The 18,955-nt window shown below is 57.0% G+C and carries 16 protein-coding genes; 5 read left to right on the top strand and 11 right to left on the bottom strand.

Features of this window, described 5'->3' with window-relative positions; genetic code table 11:
• Nucleotides 1–12: 12 nt before the first annotated feature.
• The 9 genes from Q1J43_RS12555 to glgA (Q1J43_RS12515) all read right to left on the bottom strand — a co-directional run bounded on the left by Q1J43_RS12555 (nucleotide 13) and on the right by glgA (Q1J43_RS12515) (nucleotide 10,706).
• Entirely contained in the window at nucleotides 13–1,218 is a 1,206-nt protein-coding gene (locus tag Q1J43_RS12555; RefSeq protein WP_301102840.1) for a sodium ion-translocating decarboxylase subunit beta, read from the bottom strand.
• 69 nt (nucleotides 1,219–1,287) lie between these two features.
• Nucleotides 1,288–1,656 carry a biotin/lipoyl-containing protein gene (locus Q1J43_RS12550; protein WP_301102839.1) on the bottom strand — a complete coding sequence of 123 codons (369 nt, stop codon included), beginning with the start codon at nucleotides 1,654–1,656 and terminating at the stop codon, nucleotides 1,288–1,290.
• Between the two features lie 16 nt (nucleotides 1,657–1,672).
• Nucleotides 1,673–1,975 (bottom strand): hypothetical protein, encoded by a 303-nt coding sequence (locus Q1J43_RS12545; RefSeq protein ID WP_301102838.1) that lies wholly within the window; start codon nucleotides 1,973–1,975, stop codon nucleotides 1,673–1,675.
• A 15-nt stretch (nucleotides 1,976–1,990) separates the two neighbouring features.
• Nucleotides 1,991–3,544 (bottom strand): acyl-CoA carboxylase subunit beta, encoded by a 1,554-nt coding sequence (locus Q1J43_RS12540; RefSeq protein WP_301102837.1) that lies wholly within the window; start codon nucleotides 3,542–3,544, stop codon nucleotides 1,991–1,993.
• An 86-nt stretch (nucleotides 3,545–3,630) separates the two neighbouring features.
• On the bottom strand, nucleotides 3,631–4,800 hold the full coding sequence (locus Q1J43_RS12535) for a phosphoglycerate kinase (RefSeq protein WP_301102836.1): 1,170 nt from the start codon (nucleotides 4,798–4,800) through the stop codon (nucleotides 3,631–3,633).
• Nucleotides 4,801–4,867: 67 nt separating this feature from the next.
• The gene (gap, locus tag Q1J43_RS12530; RefSeq protein ID WP_301102835.1) at nucleotides 4,868–5,866 is read right to left on the bottom strand and encodes a type I glyceraldehyde-3-phosphate dehydrogenase; all 999 of its coding nucleotides are present in this window, start codon (nucleotides 5,864–5,866) and stop codon (nucleotides 4,868–4,870) included.
• Nucleotides 5,867–6,051: 185 nt separating this feature from the next.
• Nucleotides 6,052–8,109, bottom strand: a complete 2,058-nt coding sequence (locus Q1J43_RS12525) for an alpha-1,4-glucan--maltose-1-phosphate maltosyltransferase (RefSeq protein ID WP_301102834.1) — start codon at nucleotides 8,107–8,109, stop codon at nucleotides 6,052–6,054.
• Nucleotides 8,110–8,122: 13 nt separating this feature from the next.
• Nucleotides 8,123–9,418: an alpha-amylase family glycosyl hydrolase gene (locus Q1J43_RS12520; protein WP_301102833.1), complete on the bottom strand. Its 1,296-nt coding sequence runs from the start codon at nucleotides 9,416–9,418 to the stop codon at nucleotides 8,123–8,125.
• 28 nt (nucleotides 9,419–9,446) lie between these two features.
• On the bottom strand, nucleotides 9,447–10,706 hold the full coding sequence (gene glgA / locus Q1J43_RS12515; protein ID WP_301102832.1) for a glycogen synthase: 1,260 nt from the start codon (nucleotides 10,704–10,706) through the stop codon (nucleotides 9,447–9,449).
• A 284-nt stretch (nucleotides 10,707–10,990) separates the two neighbouring features.
• On the opposite strand from glgA (Q1J43_RS12515), the gene pgi reads away from it, so the two are divergent.
• The 4 genes from pgi to glgA (Q1J43_RS12495) all read left to right on the top strand — a co-directional run bounded on the left by pgi (nucleotide 10,991) and on the right by glgA (Q1J43_RS12495) (nucleotide 17,187).
• Nucleotides 10,991–12,628 (top strand): glucose-6-phosphate isomerase, encoded by a 1,638-nt coding sequence (gene pgi / locus Q1J43_RS12510; protein WP_301102831.1) that lies wholly within the window; start codon nucleotides 10,991–10,993, stop codon nucleotides 12,626–12,628.
• A 36-nt stretch (nucleotides 12,629–12,664) separates the two neighbouring features.
• The gene (locus tag Q1J43_RS12505; protein ID WP_301102830.1) at nucleotides 12,665–14,302 is read left to right on the top strand and encodes an alpha-D-glucose phosphate-specific phosphoglucomutase; all 1,638 of its coding nucleotides are present in this window, start codon (nucleotides 12,665–12,667) and stop codon (nucleotides 14,300–14,302) included.
• 62 nt (nucleotides 14,303–14,364) lie between these two features.
• Complete coding sequence (gene glgC, locus Q1J43_RS12500) at nucleotides 14,365–15,636, top strand: glucose-1-phosphate adenylyltransferase (protein WP_301102829.1); 1,272 nt, start codon at nucleotides 14,365–14,367, stop codon at nucleotides 15,634–15,636.
• A gap of 111 nt (nucleotides 15,637–15,747) precedes the next feature.
• Nucleotides 15,748–17,187, top strand: a complete 1,440-nt coding sequence (gene glgA / locus Q1J43_RS12495; protein WP_301102828.1) for a glycogen synthase GlgA — start codon at nucleotides 15,748–15,750, stop codon at nucleotides 17,185–17,187.
• A 64-nt stretch (nucleotides 17,188–17,251) separates the two neighbouring features.
• Here glgA (Q1J43_RS12495) and Q1J43_RS12490 read toward each other — a convergent pair whose 3' ends face one another.
• Nucleotides 17,252–17,608, bottom strand: coding sequence for a DUF2934 domain-containing protein (locus tag Q1J43_RS12490; protein ID WP_301102827.1), 357 nt, complete (start codon nucleotides 17,606–17,608; stop codon nucleotides 17,252–17,254).
• Nucleotides 17,609–17,733: 125 nt separating this feature from the next.
• Between Q1J43_RS12490 and Q1J43_RS12485 the strand changes: the two genes are divergently transcribed.
• Complete coding sequence (locus Q1J43_RS12485) at nucleotides 17,734–17,964, top strand: hypothetical protein (RefSeq protein ID WP_301102826.1); 231 nt, start codon at nucleotides 17,734–17,736, stop codon at nucleotides 17,962–17,964.
• A 215-nt stretch (nucleotides 17,965–18,179) separates the two neighbouring features.
• Here Q1J43_RS12485 and Q1J43_RS12480 read toward each other — a convergent pair whose 3' ends face one another.
• Nucleotides 18,180–18,788 carry a DUF4158 domain-containing protein gene (locus tag Q1J43_RS12480; protein WP_301102869.1) on the bottom strand — a complete coding sequence of 203 codons (609 nt, stop codon included), beginning with the start codon at nucleotides 18,786–18,788 and terminating at the stop codon, nucleotides 18,180–18,182.
• Nucleotides 18,789–18,955: the final 167 nt, after the last annotated feature.

The raw sequence follows: 18,955 nt of genomic DNA, 5'->3' as shown, positions 1-18,955 counted from the left end.
GCATGCGGCTGGCTAGCGCAATACAGCGACATAAACGCCGGCGATGATGGCGGTTGTGATGACGCCGCTGATGTTGGCGCCCAGGGCTTGTGGCAGGATGATGGCCGACGGGTTGGCGTCGGTGGCCATCTTTTGTACCACCTTGGCCGTGGTCGGCACACAGCTAACGCCGGCGATGCCGATCATCGGGTTGAATTTTCCGCCTGTGGCGAAATACAGGATGTAGCCGCCGATAATCCCGCCCAGTGCTGAAATCAACAATGCCAGCATGCCGAGCAGCAGCAGTTTGAGTACCGTTGGTTCGAGCAGGGTGCTCGCTTCGCACAGTACGCCCAGCGTCAGGCCAAGGAAGAATGTTGAACCATACAGGAAAGTCTCTCCGATCAGGTTGGAGAAGTTCTCCAGGCCGCTTTCGCGCACCGCTACACCGACAAAAAGAGAAAAGAACAGGGGCGCTGCGACCGGGAACAACAGACAGAGCAGGGTGCAGGTGACTACGGCAAAAATGAGTTTCTGTGCGCGACTGATGGTCGGGCCACGGTCATCTGACATATTTATTCCGCGAATTCTTTCCGGGATCAGCCACTTGATGAGGTAGGGGTAGCCGCCATAGGTCAGGCCGAGATAGAGGTAACCAACGACGGTAATCGGCACGAACAGGTGCTTGGCCAGGATCAGTGAGGTGAACAACACCATCGGTCCGTCAGCGCCGCCAATGGTTGCGACGGCTGCGGCTTCCTGCTGGGTGAGGCCGAGGGAAACGGCGATCGGGAACACGGCGATGGTGCCCAACTCGGCAAACAGGGCAATGAACATGCTCTGGAACGGCCGGGCCATGACGTAACCGACATCAAGCAGGACGCCGATGCCCATGAATACGAAACAGGCAATCAGGCCGTTGCTGAAGGTTAGCGTGTAGATCGGTTGCAGCCAGTTGATCTGCATGATGTTGACCAGATCCGTCGGGTCGGACATCAGCGGGTCGACGAACAGCGTGCCGATTTTTCCCCCTTCAAGAAACATTACGCCGGCATTGATCGACGACATGCCAAGACCCATCGGGATCATCAGCAGGGGCTCAAGGACGTTGCGGGAACCGAGATAAATCAGAAGAAAGCCGAGCAGCATCAGAAAGATGCGGCCAATCATGATCTTCGGTTCAGAGGCGATCAGGGTTGCGATGCCCTGGAAGAGGTCGAGAAAACTGATGCTTTCCATTGGATTCAGACCGGTTGGCAGGCGAGTTTAGCCGCCTGCTTATGTTGTTAATACCGAAGAGTGCCCGACTTATTCGATGCTTAGCAGTGCTTGTCCATTCTCGACGCCGTCACCGACGGCAACGAGAACACGCGTTACTTTTCCCGAACGATTGGCGACGACGGGAACCTTCATCTTCATGGCTTCAAGTTCGACGATTCGGTCGCCTTCATTGACGCTTTGTCCCTCTTTGACGTAGATGAGCACCACGACGCCGCCCATCTGGGCGCACTGGTCGCCGGTGCTGGCGACCGCTGGTGCCGGTGCCGTCGTGCTGACCGCCGAAACCGGCGCGCTGGCGGTGTATCTGGGCATGATTTGTGACGCACCATCGGTGAGTTCCTGGACGGCGACGTCGTAATCCTTGCCGTTAACGGAGATTTTGAAGAGTCTTTGCATGGTGAGTTTTCCCTTGTTAGTGTCTTGGCTGATGAGAGTGCTGGGCAATGCGACCTTCATTCGCCCAGGAGCGTTTGCTTTCGCCGATATGCAGAATGCGGTGTGGCCCGTTGAAGACGGCAAGCGCTGCAGAAATCGCAGCGATCACTTCATCGGGGATCACCGCTGTGGCCATTTCAATGGGTTTCTGTGGGGCGACGGCCGGTTTTACCCGGCTGGTGACGAGAACCAGAAGTTTGATCAGGACTGCGACAAACATTGAAACGGCGATGGCAATGCCGTAAATCTGAATTGCTTTGATTGTGGCTAAGCTGAACATGGGGTTCTCCGGGGTTTACATCGGCATGTTGCCGTGCTTCTTGCTTGGGCGCAGTTCGCGTTTGCCCAGAGTTTTGCGCAGCGCGAGCGAAATGGTTGCCCGGGTCTCGCAGGGTTCGATGACGTCGGTGATGTAAAAATTGGATGCCGCTTCGTACGGCGAGGCAAACTCATCACGATATTCCTGGGCCAGTTCAGCGGCGCGGGCGGTGCGATCCTCAGCCGCTTCCAGTTCCTTGCGATAGAGGATTTTTACCGCCGCTTCGGAACCCATGACGGCAATTTCCGCGGTGGGCCAGGCGAACACCATATCAGCACCCAGTTCCTGGCTGCACATGGCAAGGTAGGAGCCGCCGTAGGACTTGCGCAGGATGATGGTGATCTTGGGTGTGGTGCAGGAGGCGTAGGCGTGCAGCATTTTGGCGCCGTGCCGGATGATGCCGCCGCGTTCCTGTTCGACGCCGGGCAGGAAGCCGGGGACATCGACCAAGGTCACCAGGGGGACGTTGAAGACGTTGCAGGTGCGGACAAAGCGCGCCACCTTGTCGGCGGCGTTAAGGTCGAGCGCGCCGGCCATCACCATTGGCTGATTGGCGACAATGCCGACAATGATCCCTGAGAAGCGGGCAAAGCCGACAATGACATTGCGTGCAAAGCTGGCGTGCACTTCAAGAAGTTCGCCGTTGTCCACCAGGCGCCGGATGATTGCCTGCATGTCAAGGGGGTCGGAGGGGTTTTCCGGAATGAGTTCGTTCATCCCCCGGTCTGGTGTTTCATTGATCGGGGCGGAGAGGTCGTGTGGTGGATCTTCGGTGTTGTTCGATGGCAGATAGGACAAGATGTGCTTGACCAGGGCAATGGCGCTATGGTCGTCTTCGGCGATGAAGTGGACGTTGCCGCTGACCGAGGCATGCATTTCAGCGCTGCCGATTTCAGCCATGGTCGTCGTGCGGCCGGTCACCGCCTTGATGACTTCGGGGCCGGTCAGGAACATGTGCGAATTCTTGCGCGTCATGATCACGAAATCCATCAGCGCCGGTGAGTAGGCGGCGCCGCCGGCACAGGGGCCGCAAACAACGGCGATCTGGGGGACGACGCCAGAGAGCAGTACATTGGCGTAAAAAACGTCGCCGTAGCCGGATAGGGCATCGACGCCTTCTTGAATGCGTGCCCCGCCGGAATCCTTGAAGGCGACAACGGGAATGCCGGTCTTGATGGCATAGCGCATGATGCGGGTGATCTTGCGCGCCTGCATCTTGCCCAGGGTGCCGGCCAGTACGCTGAAGTCCTGGCAGTAGGCGGCTATCTGCGCGCTGCCCAGATAGCCCGAGCCGGTAATGACGCCGTCGGCCGGCAGTTCACGCCCTTCCATGCCGAAATACACCGCATGGTGCCGAGCGTGCATGCCTAGTTCCTGAAAGGTTCCTTCGTCAAAGAGCTCATCGATACGTTCGCGCGCCGACAGCAGCCCTTTGGCGTGCAATGCCTCGAGTTTTTCGGGGCTGATGTGCTGGGTGATCTGCTCGCGTTTCTTGCGCAGTGTTTTTATCAGTTCGGGTTTGATCGTCATGGGTGCGCCTTTATGGTCGAGAAGCGTGCTGCAATGGTGAAGGCCGTCTGGCGAGCAGGCTTCACCGCTTTTTAGTGCATTGCAGCTTAATCCTTGAAGCGCGATTCAAGGATGTCGACGGCTGGCAGGCGCTTGCCTTCGAGGAATTCAAGGAAGGCGCCACCTGCGGTTGAGATGTAGCCGACCTTGTCTTCGATCTTGAAAACGTTAATGGCCGAAACCGTATCGCCGCCACCGGCCAGGGTGAAAGCCTTGGAGCTGGCGATCGCGGCCGCAAGCATCTTGGTACCGTTGGCGAAGGGCTCCATTTCGAAAACACCGACCGGACCGTTCCAGACAACCGTGCCCGCCTTGGCGATGATGTCCGCCAGTGCCTTGGCCGATTCCGGTCCGATGTCGAGGATCATGTCGTCGTCAGCGACGTCGTCGACGCTCTTGACGGTGGCCACGGCACTTGCCGAAAACTCCTTGGCGCAGACCACATCGGTCGGCAACGGTACCTTGACCTTGGCCATGACGGCTTTTGCCTGATCAACGAGATCACGCTCGGCGAGCGACTTGCCGATTTTTTTGCCGGCGGCGAGCAGGAAAGTGTTTGCGATGCCGCCGCCGACGACCAGTTGGTCGACCTTGCTGGACAGGCTTTCAAGCACGGTCAATTTGGTTGAAACTTTGGAACCACCAACGATGGCGACCATCGGGCGGGCCGGATGCGCGAGCGCCTTGGTCAAAGCTTCGAGTTCAGAGGCGACGCAGGGGCCGGCGCAGGCGATCTTCGCATACTTGCCCATGCCATAGGTGGTCGCTTCGGCGCGGTGTGCCGTGCCAAACGCGTCCATCACCCAGACATCGCAAAGCGCCGCCATTTTCTGCGAAAGCTCTTCATTGCATTTTTTCTCGCCCTTGTTGCAGCGTGTATTTTCAAGCATCACTACTTCGCCGAGCTTGACTTCAACGCCGCCATCGACCCAGTTTTGGACCAGGCGAACTGGATTGCCGAGCAGTTCGGACATGCGTTGGGCAACCGGTGCGAGCGAGTCTTCAGGCTTGCATTCGCCCTCGGTGGGGCGGCCAAGGTGGGAGGTGACCATTACCGCAGCACCTTTGCCGAGGGCATACTGGATGCCCGGCAGTGCGGCACGTATGCGGGTGTCGTCGGTGATGGCGAAGGTGTCGTCCTGGGGGACGTTCAGGTCGGCGCGGATGAAAACACGCTTGCCGGAGACGTCAAGATCGGTGAGACGTTTGAAGGTCATGGCGGTACTCGATTCAAAACTTGCGTTGAAAAAAAGGGGCACTCGGAAGTGCCCCTTTGTTCGGGTATTACTTGGACATAACGCGGACCATCTCCAGAACCTTGCAGGAGTAGCCCCACTCGTTGTCGTACCAGGCGACGACCTTGACGAAGGTGCTGTCCAGCGCGATGCCAGCGTCGGCGTCAAAGGTGGAGGTACAACTCTCACCACGGAAGTCAGTGGCGACGACCTTGTCTTCGGTGTAGCCCAGAACGCCCTTCATGGCGCCCTCGGAGGCGGCCTTCATCGCCGCGCAGATTTCGGCGTAGCTGGCTTCCTTGTTCAGTTCGACGGTCAGGTCGACCACCGACACATCGGAAGTCGGGACGCGGAAGGCCATGCCGGTGAGTTTTTTATTGAGTTCGGGAATGACCACGCCAACCGCCTTGGCGGCACCGGTTGAACTCGGGATGATGTTTTCCAGGATGCCGCGGCCGCCGCGCCAGTCCTTGTTGGATGGGCCATCGACAGTCTTCTGCGTGGCGGTGGCGGCATGCACGGTGGTCATCAGGCCACGCTTGATGCCCCAGGTGTCATTCAGTACCTTGGCAATGGGCGCCAGGCAATTGGTGGTACAGGAGGCATTGGAAATAATGGTCTGGCCGGCGTAGGTCTTGTCGTTTACGCCGTACACGAACATCGGGGTGTCATCCTTCGACGGGGCGCTCTGAATGACCTTTTTGGCGCCGGCGGTAATGTGCTTCTGGCAGGTTTCCTTGGTCAGGAAGAGGCCGGTCGATTCGACGACGATGTCAGCGCCGACCTCATCCCACTTCAACTCGGCCGGATCCTTGACGGCAGTCAGACGGATTTTCTTGCCGTTGACGATCAAGGTGCTACCTTCGACCGAAACCGTGCCCTTGAAGCGGCCATGGACCGAGTCGTAACTGAGCATGTAGGCCAGATAATCGGGTTCGAGCAGATCGTTGATGCCAACGATCTCGATGTCGCTGAAGTTTTGAACCGCTGCCCGGAAAACCATACGCCCGATACGACCAAAACCGTTGATGCCTACTTTGATAGCCATTATTCACTTCCCTTATAAAAAATCGAACTTGGATAGTTGGTATATTTGCCTGCGGCCAACCGCTGGTCGAAGTGCAGCAAGAGACACTTCCTTGAACACCAAGGGTCTTGCCGGGCGCCAAGCGAAAAATAATTATCCGCTATATCAGAGTATTTTTCCAGTACAGACAGGCGAGTGTGTTTCAGTTAAAAACTTGGGCTTTCGAAATCGACATGATGCCACGGCAAAATGCGCAGGATCAGTGCCTGGTTGTTGTCGGGACCAATGTGCACATGATGTCGGGAGCCGCTCCATAGGTGCTTGGCCCCGCTGAGCAGGTTTTCGACGATATAGTTGTCGTGTTCAAACAGTCCCATGTCGTGCAGGGGAAGTTCAAGGTCGGTCGCGTGGGCGTCAAAGGGGTCCAGATTGACGGCAATGAGAATCATGTTGGATCGATCAGGCGTCATCTTGCCATAAAACAGGATATTGTCATCGCTGGCCTTGTAGAAGCGCAGGTTGGTCAACTCATGCAGGGCGGCATTCTCATGCCGAATGCGGTTAACTGCGGCGATCAGCGGCTTGATGTTGCCCGGACGATCCCAGTCCCAGACCTTGTAGTCATATTTTTCGGAGTGGAGATATTCTTCCTTGCCCGGGACGGCGGCGTTCTCACACAGCTCGTAACCGTTGTACAGGCCGTACACGCTGGACAAGGTGGCGGCAAGAACAAAACGGGTTTCGAAGGCATGCCGTCCGCCATTTTGCAAAAATTCAGGAAGGATGTCGGGCGTCGTCGGAAAGAAGTTGGGGCGCATGTACTCGGCAACCGGTGACTGCGTTAGTTCGGTCAGATACTCGGTGATTTCGTGCTTGAAATTGCGCCAGGTGAAATAGGTGTACGACTGGCTGTAGCCAACCTTGGCCAGCATGCGCATCATTGGTGGACGGGTAAAGGCTTCGGCTAGAAAAATCACGTCGGGGTGGCTGGTCCTGATTTCGCGGATCAGCCATTCCCAGAAGGGCACCGGCTTGGTGTGCGGGTTATCGACGCGAAAGATTTTCACGCCAAGATCAATCCAGAACAGGAGCGAGTGCAGAATCTCCTTCCACAGCCCTTCCTGATCGACGGTATAAAAGTCGACGTTCACGATGTCCTGGTATTTTTTCGGGGGGTTCTCGGCATATTTGATGGTGCCGTCCGGGCGGAATCTGAACCAGTCGGGATGGTCCTTGATCCACGGATGATCCGGCGAGCACTGAATGGCGAAATCAAGGGCCACTTCCATGCCGTGCGACGCCGCTGTTGCGACGAAATGCCGGAAGTCGTCGAGGGTGCCCAGGTCCTTGTGCAAAGCGGTATGCCCCCCCTCGTCCGAGCCGATGGCATAGGGACTGCCTGGATCGTTGGGGCCGGCGTTCAGGGTATTGTCAGGCCCCTTGCGATGCGAGCGGCCGATCGGGTGAACGGGAACGAAATAAATGACATCGAAGCCCAGGTCGCGGATTTCCGGCAGGCGGAGCTCGCAATCCTTGAGCGTCGCGGGCTGGCCCGGCACCTTACCTTGCGAGCGGTGGAACATCTCGTACCAGGCCGCATAACGGGCGGCGACACGATCAACGAAGACTTCCAATTCCAGGTCATAGCGACTGGCGGTACCACGATCCGGCCATTTTGCAATACGCTTGCTCAATTCGTCAGACATCAGCAGCGCAGAGCGCTGCGCATAGTCAATGACGGCAAAGCGCTCAAGGATTTCGTTGAAATACAACTTTCCTAGCGCATCGGCGCGGCCAGCCGCATCTTCGACCAGATCGCGGCCCTCGATCAATTCGAGCGTGACATCCACGTTGGCGGCCAATTTCTTCCCGACCTCGTCACGCCAGCTCTCGAAAACGTCGCTCCATGCCTCTATGGTGTAAACATACGCCGTATTCTCGGTCAACAGGGCTTGTCCCTGCCAGCGGTCGAGACCAGGGTTGATGCAGGTCATGGGAATTTCCTGCCACGCCTGCTCGTCGTGACGACGCAACATCAGCATCACGGAAAGCTTGTCATGACCATCCTTGAACACGTCGGCGCTGACTACGAGCACATCACCGACTTCGCGCTTGATGGCATAGCGACCACCATCGACTTCGGGAGAGACGTTGAGGATGACAATGGGGCGGCTCTTAAGATCGACGGTCAATGCCGACTCGACTGTTTCTGCCTTGTGGTGTGGCGCCATAGCGCTGGCTGTATTTAACACGGCCTTGTTCATGGGTTCTCCTGTTTCAAGTATTCACAAAAATGCGCGCCGCACCGGGCGCCAGTTGCAGGACATCACCCGCAGTGATGGTCTGTCCCTGACCGCCAGGGGTGACTTCGCGCGCCAATAGCGTGTCGGGATCAAGTCCTGAGATACAAACGTCATGCGAATTGTGCAGGTCGGTATTGAACAATGACAACACCCATGACCGCCCCGTTTGCGCCCGACGCAACAGGCAGGCTATTGCCGGATCGCCCATGCGTATCTGACGCTGCGCGCCTTCCTCGTTAAGCACCGGAATGTCCGCGCGCATGCGGTTGACGGCTGCGATATACGCGCTCAGGTCAAACAGCGGTTGTTCCCAATGCTCCGGACGGGTGTGCACGACATTGAGTCGGCCGCGAAAGCCGTATTCGAAGCCGACCGGAATCATTACTCCGGTCGAGAATACCGCGCTGAACATGTAGCGCATGCGGTAGGCACGTTCGATCAACAGCGGGTCGCCATAGCTCCCGTTTCCCAACTCGGTGGCCAGGCGATCGGTGTCGTGGCTTTCCGGAAACGCGATCGAGGGCGCAATTGTACGAAACGAGTTGTATTGGTCGAGAAGCCAGGGTGATCTGAAATCCCACCAGCGGGCGCTGTTGAATAAATAATCGAATCCGGCTGAGCGCAGCGTGCTGATTTGCTCCAGGCGACAGCCCAGGGTTTCGGCGAAGAAGGTGGCGTCATTGCCTTTTGAACGGGCACGTGCGATTAACTGCGACCAGACCTCCGGTGGCACCAGATAAGCCGCGTCACAGCGAAAGCCGCGAAAGCCGCAATCGACAAAGTGGGCCATCATGTCGCCGAAATAACTGATCAGGCCGGCGTGTTGGGCCGGGTCGTGGTAGTTGATCTCCGCCAGGTCGCCCCATACCGTGACCTTGCGCGCGTCGGCAGGATCAATAGCGCGTGGCGAGCGTAGTGAGCCGTCGGCCTCGTGCAGGAACCATTCGGGGTGCTGCCCGGCCAGCAGCGAGTCCTTCGAGGTGTGATTGATGACCAGGTCCATGATCACCGCCAAGCCATGTTCTCCAGCCCTCCAGCAGAAGGATTTGAGCAGATCCTCAAGGGAATTTTCGCCATCCCACATCAGGTCATGGATGCGGTAATAGTCCTTGACTGCATACAGGCTTCCGGAAAAACCCGGGTAGTGAAAGGGATTGAGATACACCCAGTTGAAGCCCATGGCGGCAATGTGTGGCAGTTGATCTTCCCACTGCCGGACAGATCCGCAAAGCAGTGGGAACAAATTGTAGATTCGTGGTCCCGCAGCCATCCTCAAATCTCCCCGCAACGCTACACGCTCACTGACCATGCAGCAGGCTCTTGTACAGTGACAGTGTTTGCTCGGCAACGCTGTGACCATGCAGCAGGCTCTTGTACAGTGACAGTGTTTGCTCGGCAACGCTGTGCCAGGAATAGTTGTCGAGAACCCGCTGGCGGCCTGCGGCGCCCATTTTTTTGCGTAATTCGGGATTGCGGATCAGTCGCTTGATGCCTTCGGCCAATGCGCTGGAAAAACCCTCGGGGTCCATCGGGTCGTGCGGCATGGCGGGTGAAATATTGGCGTCGATCAGGAGTCCGGTTTCGCCATCAACAACCACTTCGGCGATGCCGCCGACTCTGCTGCCAACCACCGCCGTGCCGCAGGCCATGGCCTCAAGATTGATGATGCCGAATGGTTCGTAGATGGACGGACAGCAGAACACCGCGGCTTGGGAATACAGGGCGATAGTCGTCTGACGACTGACCATTTCGGGAATCCAGACGATGCCTGGGCGGTGAGCCCGCAGTTCGGCAATGATGCTCTCCAGCTCCCTTTGCAATTCGGGCGTATCCGATTCGCCTGCACACAGCACAACCTGGGTATCGGCGTCGAGTTGCGTAATCGCCCGCAACAAATACAAGAGGCCTTTTTGCCGGGTCATGCGGCCGACGAACAGGACGTAGGGCTGGTCCGGATCGATCGAATATTTGGCCAGAACCGAGCGGTCCAGCGTTTGCGTGTATTCGTCAGTGTCGATACCGTTGGCTATGACCGGAACCCTGGCCGGATCGACGTCGAAAAGTCTGAGAATATCCTCACGGGTGCTGCTGGAAACAGCGACTATGGCATCCGCCATTTCGAGAGCGGTCTTCTCGACCCAGCTCGACAGATCGTAACCACGGCCAATCTGTTCGCGCTTCCAGGGGCGTAAGGGCTCCAGCGAATGGACGGTGATGACCAGCGGGATGCCGTACAGAAGTTTGGCCATGATGCCGCCAAAGTGGGCGTACCAGGTATGGCAGTGAACAATGTCGGCCTCAATGCCCTGGGTGTTGAAAGCCAGGCAGGTGGCGAGAGCCTTCAGCGGTGAAATCAGTTCCTTGGAGCAAGCGTAGCCGGAGACGTCAATCTTGGTGCCAAGAACCTTGAGCTGCCCCTGGCTGAAGGCTTGCTCCTGAAAGCTGCGTACCTCAACCGGTGTCAGCCGGGACAATTCACGAGACAAGTACTCCACATGCACACCTGCCCCGCCATAGATGTTCGGCGGGAATTCGTTGGTCATCAACAGAACGCGCATTTCAATTCATCCCTGTCGGCATTGCCGGAAATTGTTTATTTTGGTTTGTCGTTGGTCATGACGTTGAAATAAGCCCGCATGGCACGACAGGCAAAATTATATCGTGCAGGGTCGGAGCATAGGTAACTCAACGATGATAGCTTGCATAAAAATTTATGAATTGAGTATCGCGGAACGGTACATATTTCGCATAGAATAGCCCACCATAGACTTGATCACCTTAGGTGCTGCAAGTACCCGTTTGCACGAGGATGGCAATCAACAAAGAAAGGGGTATCAAGGAAATGACGATCACTGCCTCCCCCGCCTGGGCAGCCATTAATGCCCATCGCCAAACTTTCGCTGATACCCACCTGAAAGAACTGTTTGCCAGTGATCCCAAGCGGGTGGAATCACTCTCCCTGTCGTTTGACGGCATTCTCTACGATTTCTCCAAACAGCGCTTGACCTCCGAGACACTTGGCTTGCTGACCGCGCTGGCCAAGGCGGCACACGTCTCCGATTGGACTGAGCGCATGTTCGCTGGCGAACAGATCAACCGCAGCGAGGGGCGTTCGGTGTTGCATGTCGCCTTGCGGCGTTCCGCCGGACCGTTCCCGAACAGCCGGTTTGATGTGATGCCGGACGTTGTGGCAACGAGGCAGCGAATGGCCCGGTTTGCGGTGCGTTTGCGCGACGGTGAATGTCTTGGGCACCAGGGAATGCCGATTCGCGACGTCGTCAACATTGGCATTGGCGGCTCCGATCTGGGGCCCAAGATGATGGGCCAGGCCCTGCGCTCCATCAGCCACCCAGCGCTCGGGGTGCACTATGTTTCAAACCTTGATGGGGCGCAGATAGCGCCTTTGCTGCAGACGCTTGATCCGCGTACGACACTGTTCATTATCGTCAGCAAGACTTTTACCACGCAAGAAACCATGTTTAACGCGAATACTGCCCGCGACTGGCTGCGCGCGAATCTTGGTGATGAACTGATTTCAGAAAACCATTTCGCAGCGGTTTCGAGCAGGCCCGAACGGGCGGTCGACTTTGGCGTTTGTGCTGATCTGGTTTTTCCGATCTGGGATTGGGTCGGTGGCCGGTATTCCCTATGGTCTGCCGTAGGGCTGGCGCTGATGATCGCCATCGGCCCCCACGCTTTCGACGAAATGCTGCGTGGGGCGGAGCGCATGGACGAGCATTTCCGCAGCACGCCATTCGAGCGCAATCTGCCGGTGGTCATGGCGCTCATTGGTATCTGGAACGCCAATTTCCTGGGTGCGGCGACCAATGCCGTACTGCCCTACAACGAGTCGCTCAAGTACTTGCCGTCGTTCCTGCAGCAACTCGAGATGGAAAGTAATGGCAAGTCCGTCAGTGTTGCCGGGGAAACACTGGACTTTGCTACCTCGCCGATTGTCTGGGGAGAACTGGGCAACAACGGTCAGCATGCCTTTTTCCAACTTCTGCATCAGGGCGGGTGTCTGGTGCCCTGCGATTTCATTGCCGCCGTGCGTTCTGATTTTCCCTTGCCGGCGCATCAGGAGGCCCTGCTTTCCAACTGCTTTGCACAAAGTGCCGCGCTCGCCTTCGGCAGGAACAAAGACGAGGTGCGTGCCAGCATGGAGAAAGAACTCATCGGCCCGACGGTAATAGCCGATCTGTTGCCACACCGGGTTTTTGCCGGTAACCAGCCTTCGTCAACGCTGCTTTTAACTAGCCTGAACCCGGGTGCGCTCGGTTCGCTGATTGCACTTTACGAACACAAGGCGTTCGTGCAGGGAATCATCTGGGGGATCAACTCGTTTGATCAGTGGGGGGTCGAACTGGGCAAGGCGGTGGCAAGTCGGATCCTTCCCGCGCTGTACGATGCACAACTGGCAAAAACGCTCGATGCTTCCACGCAAGGGCTTTTATCCTTCAGCCGTGAACACCTTTTATAATTTTTCTTGTTGGCATCGGTCCTGATGAGGTATGGCATGAATATTGTTACCGTTGCTACGACTCCTTTCACCGGGCAAAAGCCCGGGACTTCCGGATTGCGCAAAAAGATCAAGGTTTTCAGCCACCCCGGCTATCTTGAAAACTTCGTTCAATCGATTTTTGACAGCTTGAACGGTCAGCAGGGGAAAACGCTTGTGCTTGGTGGTGACGGCCGCTATTTCAATGATGTGGCCATCCAGATCATCTTGCGCATGGCAGCGGCGGCAAGCTTCGGTCGCGTACTTGTCGGTTGCCAGGGGATATTGTCGACCCCGGCGGCCAGCGCGGTGATACGCAAACAGGGCGCCTTCGGCGGCATCATCCTGTCTGCCAGTCACAATCCGGGTGGTCCGGAGGGCGACTTTGGCATCAAGTACAACCTTGGCAATGGTGGGCCGGCCAATGAGAATTTCACCGATGCCGTTTATCAGCGAACCCAGGAAATCAGCAGCTATCGTCTCGTTGAGTCGGCTGACATCAACCTTAGCCGTCTTGGCGAAACGCGTATTGGCGAGATGGTCGTTTCAGTCATCGACCCGGTGGCCGACTACGCTGAGCTTCTCGAATCGCTATTTGATTTCGACCGGATCGCCAGGCTATTGGCCAGGCCAGATTTTCGCATGCGCTTTGACGCCATGCATGCGGTCAATGGACCCTATGGGCATGCAATTCTCGAGGGACGTCTGGGTGCTCCGCTGGGTACGGTGGTCAATGGTACGCCGCTGCCGGATTTTGGCGGCGGCCATCCTGATCCGAACCCGGTTTATGCTGCCGATCTGGTGGCGGCGTTGGCTGATCCTGACTCGGGCCTGTCTTTCGGTGCGGCGTCCGATGGCGATGGTGATCGCAACATGATTGTCGGTCGCAACTTCATTGTCAGCCCGAGCGACAGCCTCGCCGTGATCGCCGCCAACTACAAGCTGGTTCCTGCCTATGCCAAGGGACTGGCTGGTGTTGCACGGTCAATGCCGACCAGTTGCGCGGTAGACCGGGTGGCCGCAGAACTTGGCATTCCCTGCTACGAGACGCCGACGGGCTGGAAGTACTTTGGCACGCTGCTCGATGCCGGGATGGCTACGTTGTGCGGCGAAGAGAGCGCCGGCACCGGATCTAATCATGTGCGTGAAAAAGACGGGCTGTGGGCGGTTCTCTACTGGCTCAATATTCTTGCCGTGCGCAACGAGTCGGTCGCGCAGATCGTCCGCGGGCACTGGCAGCATTTCGGCCGCAATGTGTATTCGCGTCACGACTACGAGGGGATTGAAAGCGCAAGAGCCGAGACACTTTTCGCCGAACTTCGCCAGAAGTTGCCGACCCTGGCCGGCAGGGTATTCGACGGATTGCACGTCAAGGCGGCAGACGATTTCTGTTACACCGATCCGGTTGACGGATCGCGCAGCGACAAGCAGGGCGTCAGGATTCTGTTCGACGATGGATCGCGCGTTGTTTTCAGGTTGTCGGGAACCGGTACTGAAGGAGCAACCCTGCGGCTTTACCTTGAACGCTATGTTGCCGATCCGGCTGGTCACGAGATTCCTTTACAGGAAGCATTGGCGCCGCTGGTGGCGATCGCTGAAACGGTAGCCCACATTGCCGAAATTACTGGCAGAAAAGCCCCGGATGTAATTAGCTAGGTAAGGCCATAAATGCCAGTGCTTGCCGGAGGGAAAATCGGTTTTTTTAGGAGCATGCCAAAATGTTAGAGAGGCGAAGTTTTCAGTTGCCCGGCAGGGCCGTAGCCCTGGTGCTTGCCGGTGGTCGCGGCAGCCGCTTGTATGAGCTCACCGACAGTCGTGCAAAACCGGCCGTCTATTTCGGTGGCAAGTATCGGATCATCGATTTTGCCATGTCCAACTGTGTCAATTCGGGAATCCGGCGCATTGGCGTCGTCACCCAGTACAAGTCGCACAGCCTGCTGCGCCACCTTCAGCGCGGCTGGGGTTTCCTGCGTGGCGAGGTTAATGAGTTCGTCGATCTGATGCCGGCACAGCAACGCGTGGATGAGGAGTCCTGGTATCGCGGAACGGCGGACGCGGTCTACCAGAATATTGACATTCTTGAGAACTACAGCCCAGTACCGGAATACGTTGTGATTCTCGCCGGCGACCACGTCTATAAAATGAACTATGCGGCGATGCTGGTCGATCATGTTGAGAGCAATGCTGAATGTACGGTCGCCTGTATCGAGGTGTCGCGCAAGGATGCCAGCGGCTTCGGGGTGATGGCGGTCGATGAGAAACGGCGCATCACTGAGTTCGTCGAAAAACCAGCCGATCCTCCGTGTGTGCTCGGCAAGCCCGATCGTTCGCTGTGCAGCATGGGGATTTATATCTTCAATGCCAAGTATCTTTATAGCGAACTGCTGCGTGACATCGCCGACCCGACGTCCAGCCATGATTTTGGCAAAGACATTATTCCGCGTGCTGTAAAGAATGGTTGCGCGATGTCCCACTCCTTCGAGCGGAGTTGCGTCCACGCCCCCGAAGAAAAACCAGGCATAGAAGACTATTGGCGCGATGCGGGTACCGTTGATGCTTATTGGGAAGCCAACGTCGATCTAACTGCAACCGTCCCGGCATTGAATTTATACGATCGTAACTGGCCGATCTGGACCTATCAGCAACAACTGCCGCCGGCCAAGTTTGTGCACAACCAGATTGACCGCCACGGGATCGCCATCGAGTCCACGGTTTCAGGCGGTTGCATCATTTCTGGAGAAATGAACCGTTCGCTACTTTTCTCGTCGTGTCGTGTGCACTCGCACGCCAAGGTTAACTGGTCAGTGTTGTTGCCGGATGTCGAAATCGGTCGTGGGGCGAGGTTGAACCGCTGCATTATTGACCACGGCGTGAGTATTCCGGCCGGAATGGTGATTGGTGAAGATCAGGACGATGACGCTCGCCGCTTCCGGCGAACCGAGCACGGCATCACGCTGGTTACCAGGCAGATGCTCGAACGGCTGCCCTGAAATTCCAACAGGGGCAGGGATCAGGATGGTGGCATGAACGTTGCCTGCTCGGTCCCTGGCGGGTGAAGGATTGTTTCCGGGTCGTGCCGAGACCCACATCTGACTATGACGATGCGCATACTTCACGCCGCTGCTGAAATTTATCCCCTGGTTAAAACAGGCGGTCTGGCCGACGTTGTCGCGGCCTTACCCCCGGCGCTGGTCAGGCGCGGGCTTGATGTCCGCGTTCTGCTGCCTGGTTTGCCTGGCATACTCAATGGCATGACCCGGCTCAAGCCCGTCATGCGCATTGGTCCGGTTTTCGGCGCTGCGGTCGTGACACTGCTCATCGGTCGCCTGCCAGACAGTGGTTTGCTGGCCTACGTAATTGATGCCCCTTTCCTCTACCAGCGTGAAGGCAATACCTATGTCGGCCCCGATGGCCATGACTGGAGCGACAATCATCGTCGTTTCGGATTGCTAGGATGGGTTGCTGCGCATATTGCTTCGGGTGAACTCGATCCCGATTGGCGGCCTGACCTTGTTCATGCCCATGACTGGCATGCTGCTCTGGCGCCACTCTACATGGCCCAGAATCCCGGGTTGAAGACGGCAACCGTATTGACCATTCATAATCTGGCCTTCCAGGGAGATTTTCCCATGGATTGTCTTGCTGACCTGGCGTTGCCAGTGAGCAAACTGATGCCGCATGGCATCGAATATCATGGCCGGATATCCTTCATGAAGGCCGGTCTTGTGTATGCAAATAGAATAACAACGGTCAGCCCGTCCTACGCCCGCGAAATCCGAACGCCGGAATTCGGATGTGGCCTGGAGGGCGTGTTGCGTGACCGAGGTGGCGACCTGTCGGGCATTCTGAACGGGGTGGACTACACAGTCTGGAATCCGGATGACCCCGATATCGCCAAACCCTACCATGTTGACAATCTCAAGGGAAAGAAAGCCTGCAAATTTGCGCTGCAAAGTGAACTGAGCCTGCCCAGACAGGCAAGGTCACCGCTGTTCGTTGTTGTCAGCCGGCTTTTTTTGCAGAAAGGGATGGATCTGCTATTGGCCGCTTTGCCCGTTCTGCTCAGAGAAGGCGCCCAGTTGGCAGTTCTCGGAACGGGCGATTATGAACTGGAAGCAGGCTTCCGCGATGCGGCTGCGGCTAATCCTGAAAACGTCGCCGTGTTTATCGGCTACGACGAGGCAATGGCGCATCGTTTCATTGCCGGTGCCGATGTTCTTCTGGTTCCGTCACGCTTTGAACCGTGCGGGCTAACGCAGCTCTATGCCTTGCGCTACGGTACTTTGCCCCTGGTCCGCCGGGTGGGTGGCCTGGCCGACACGGTGGTTGATGCGACTCCAGAAAACCTTCAGTCAGACCGTGCAAGCGGATTTGTCTTTAGCGATGCATTGAGCCGGGCCATTGGCACATGTATTAGCGAGGCCTGCACCCTCTATCGCAACCCGGGCGCCTGGCAGCAAGTACAACGCCGTGCGATGGTGCAGAACTTCTCTTGGGATGATTCTGCGGCCCACTACGAGACGCTCTACCGCAGTCTGTGAGTGGGCGTCAGTGCACATGAAACCGGCATAAACCAGCGTTGTGCTGGTTTATGCCGATAGCAAATTACTTGCTGCTGTTGAGCAGCGCGGAGATATCGCTTTCTGCGTCAATCCAGTCACGTAGGGGATCGCTCTGGAACTGGTTTCTTTCAGCACGATAATAGGCGGCCTCGGCGACCATACGATAGCGTTGCTCATCGCTCAGTACCTTTGCCTTGCTAGGGCTTCTGGCCGCAGGTTTTGCTGCCGGCGCCTTGGTGGCAGCCGGTTTTGCCGCAGGTGCTTTGGTCGCGACAGGCTTTTTGACGACGACGGGTTTTTTCGTTGCGGCTACAGGCTTGGCAGCAGCTGCGGGTTTGACGCTGGCTGCCGCTTTGGTCGCGGCTTTTTTGGGACCTGTTTTAGCATTTGTCTCGGCCATGATTTTCTCCTTTGAGATGTGAAAAATATTTGTTACAAATAAGACCAACACCATGATTGTACTGCATTCGCATGTTTCTATTGCTTCTAAATCCTGTGTTTCACCATTGCCTGAAATCAGTGGTGATGACCGATGGAACGCGAGCCGATTATGTCCTTTGTGACCGGCACGGGCATTCGCTGGCCGTGCTCGAAGCCAAGCGCGATTCGATCAGCCCAGCCGATGCCGCCGAGCAGGCCAAGCAGTTGGGCATCAGTCTTCGATGCGCTGTTGGCTGGGGCGTTTTCGGGGTTTGGGGAGCAACGGAACGGAAACTGCATTTAGGCTTTCGTCATGCACTCGCATCGGGATTGTGAAACGGTCGCAGCTCGCCTTTGGCCACGGACTCCAGTACGGTGAATGAATAACGGCCTTGCATGTTGATGTGAGGATGCAACAACGGCGATAGCCGCGCTGCTTGTTCTCGTCGTCAATATAGGTCAGGGTGTGGATGGTCTTGTCGATGCGTCCGGTTTCGGCAGGGCTGGAAAAGTCGTGGAATGGATATCTGCTGAGCACAGTGGACACGGTATTAAATCGGGCTGAGAACTTCTTCTGGAAGAGAATGCGTACGGTTGTGCGGTTGCTGGATACCACTATGAGAAAGGCGTGAAGGCCCGTGGTAACGCAAAAACAGAACTTGAACAACGACTGCTACGCTCTCCCACCTTGCATTGGTGGGATATAACAATCCATCCAATACCGGTATATTTGTAAGTTCCGTCTCCCCGAGATCAAGTTCTCTGACCTTGTGTGTGACCAACCACGCCGTCGAGTGTTCGAAGAGCACACCTGGCCGGTCGGTTCCGGCCCAGCACAGCGAGTAGAGCCAGCGCGTCAGGCGAAAACCGACGCGCGGCTCGCTGATTTCGACATAGCCGTAGGCGGCGCGGATCTCGGCCGCATGCAACAACCGTTGTCGGCCAATACCGTAGTCATCAATGCCAGTCGCGGCATCGATGCCGAGTTGCGCGGCCACCATGCGAACAGCCGATGGCGGCGCCTCCATCCTCTCGTCCAGGAAGGCACCAGGGTAGCGCACGGTGCCCAGTTGGATGGCAAAGCCAAGGCGGTTGTGGTCGCCACGTTTCTCGGCTATTCGCGCCCGATCCCTATCATTCAGGTGGAAATAGCGCGCCAGGTCTTCCGGTGTGGGAGCGCCTCAATGTAACCGGTAACCCTACGGCGTTCTTCCCTTTGCGCGCGCGATGACGAGAATGGCTCCCGAGACAAATCACTCACGGGAGCAATTGCGATGGTGGAGCGCAAGAAGGGAAAGGGGTCACGGCGCAGCCGGCACGAGTGGCG

The sequence above is a fragment of the Propionivibrio sp. genome, from assembly GCF_029255185.1.
In the GTDB taxonomy this organism is placed as follows: Bacteria; Pseudomonadota; Gammaproteobacteria; order Burkholderiales; family Rhodocyclaceae; genus Propionivibrio.
The sequence above is the reverse complement of the archived record's forward strand: the minus strand, read 5'-3'. Positions and strand labels throughout refer to the sequence as shown.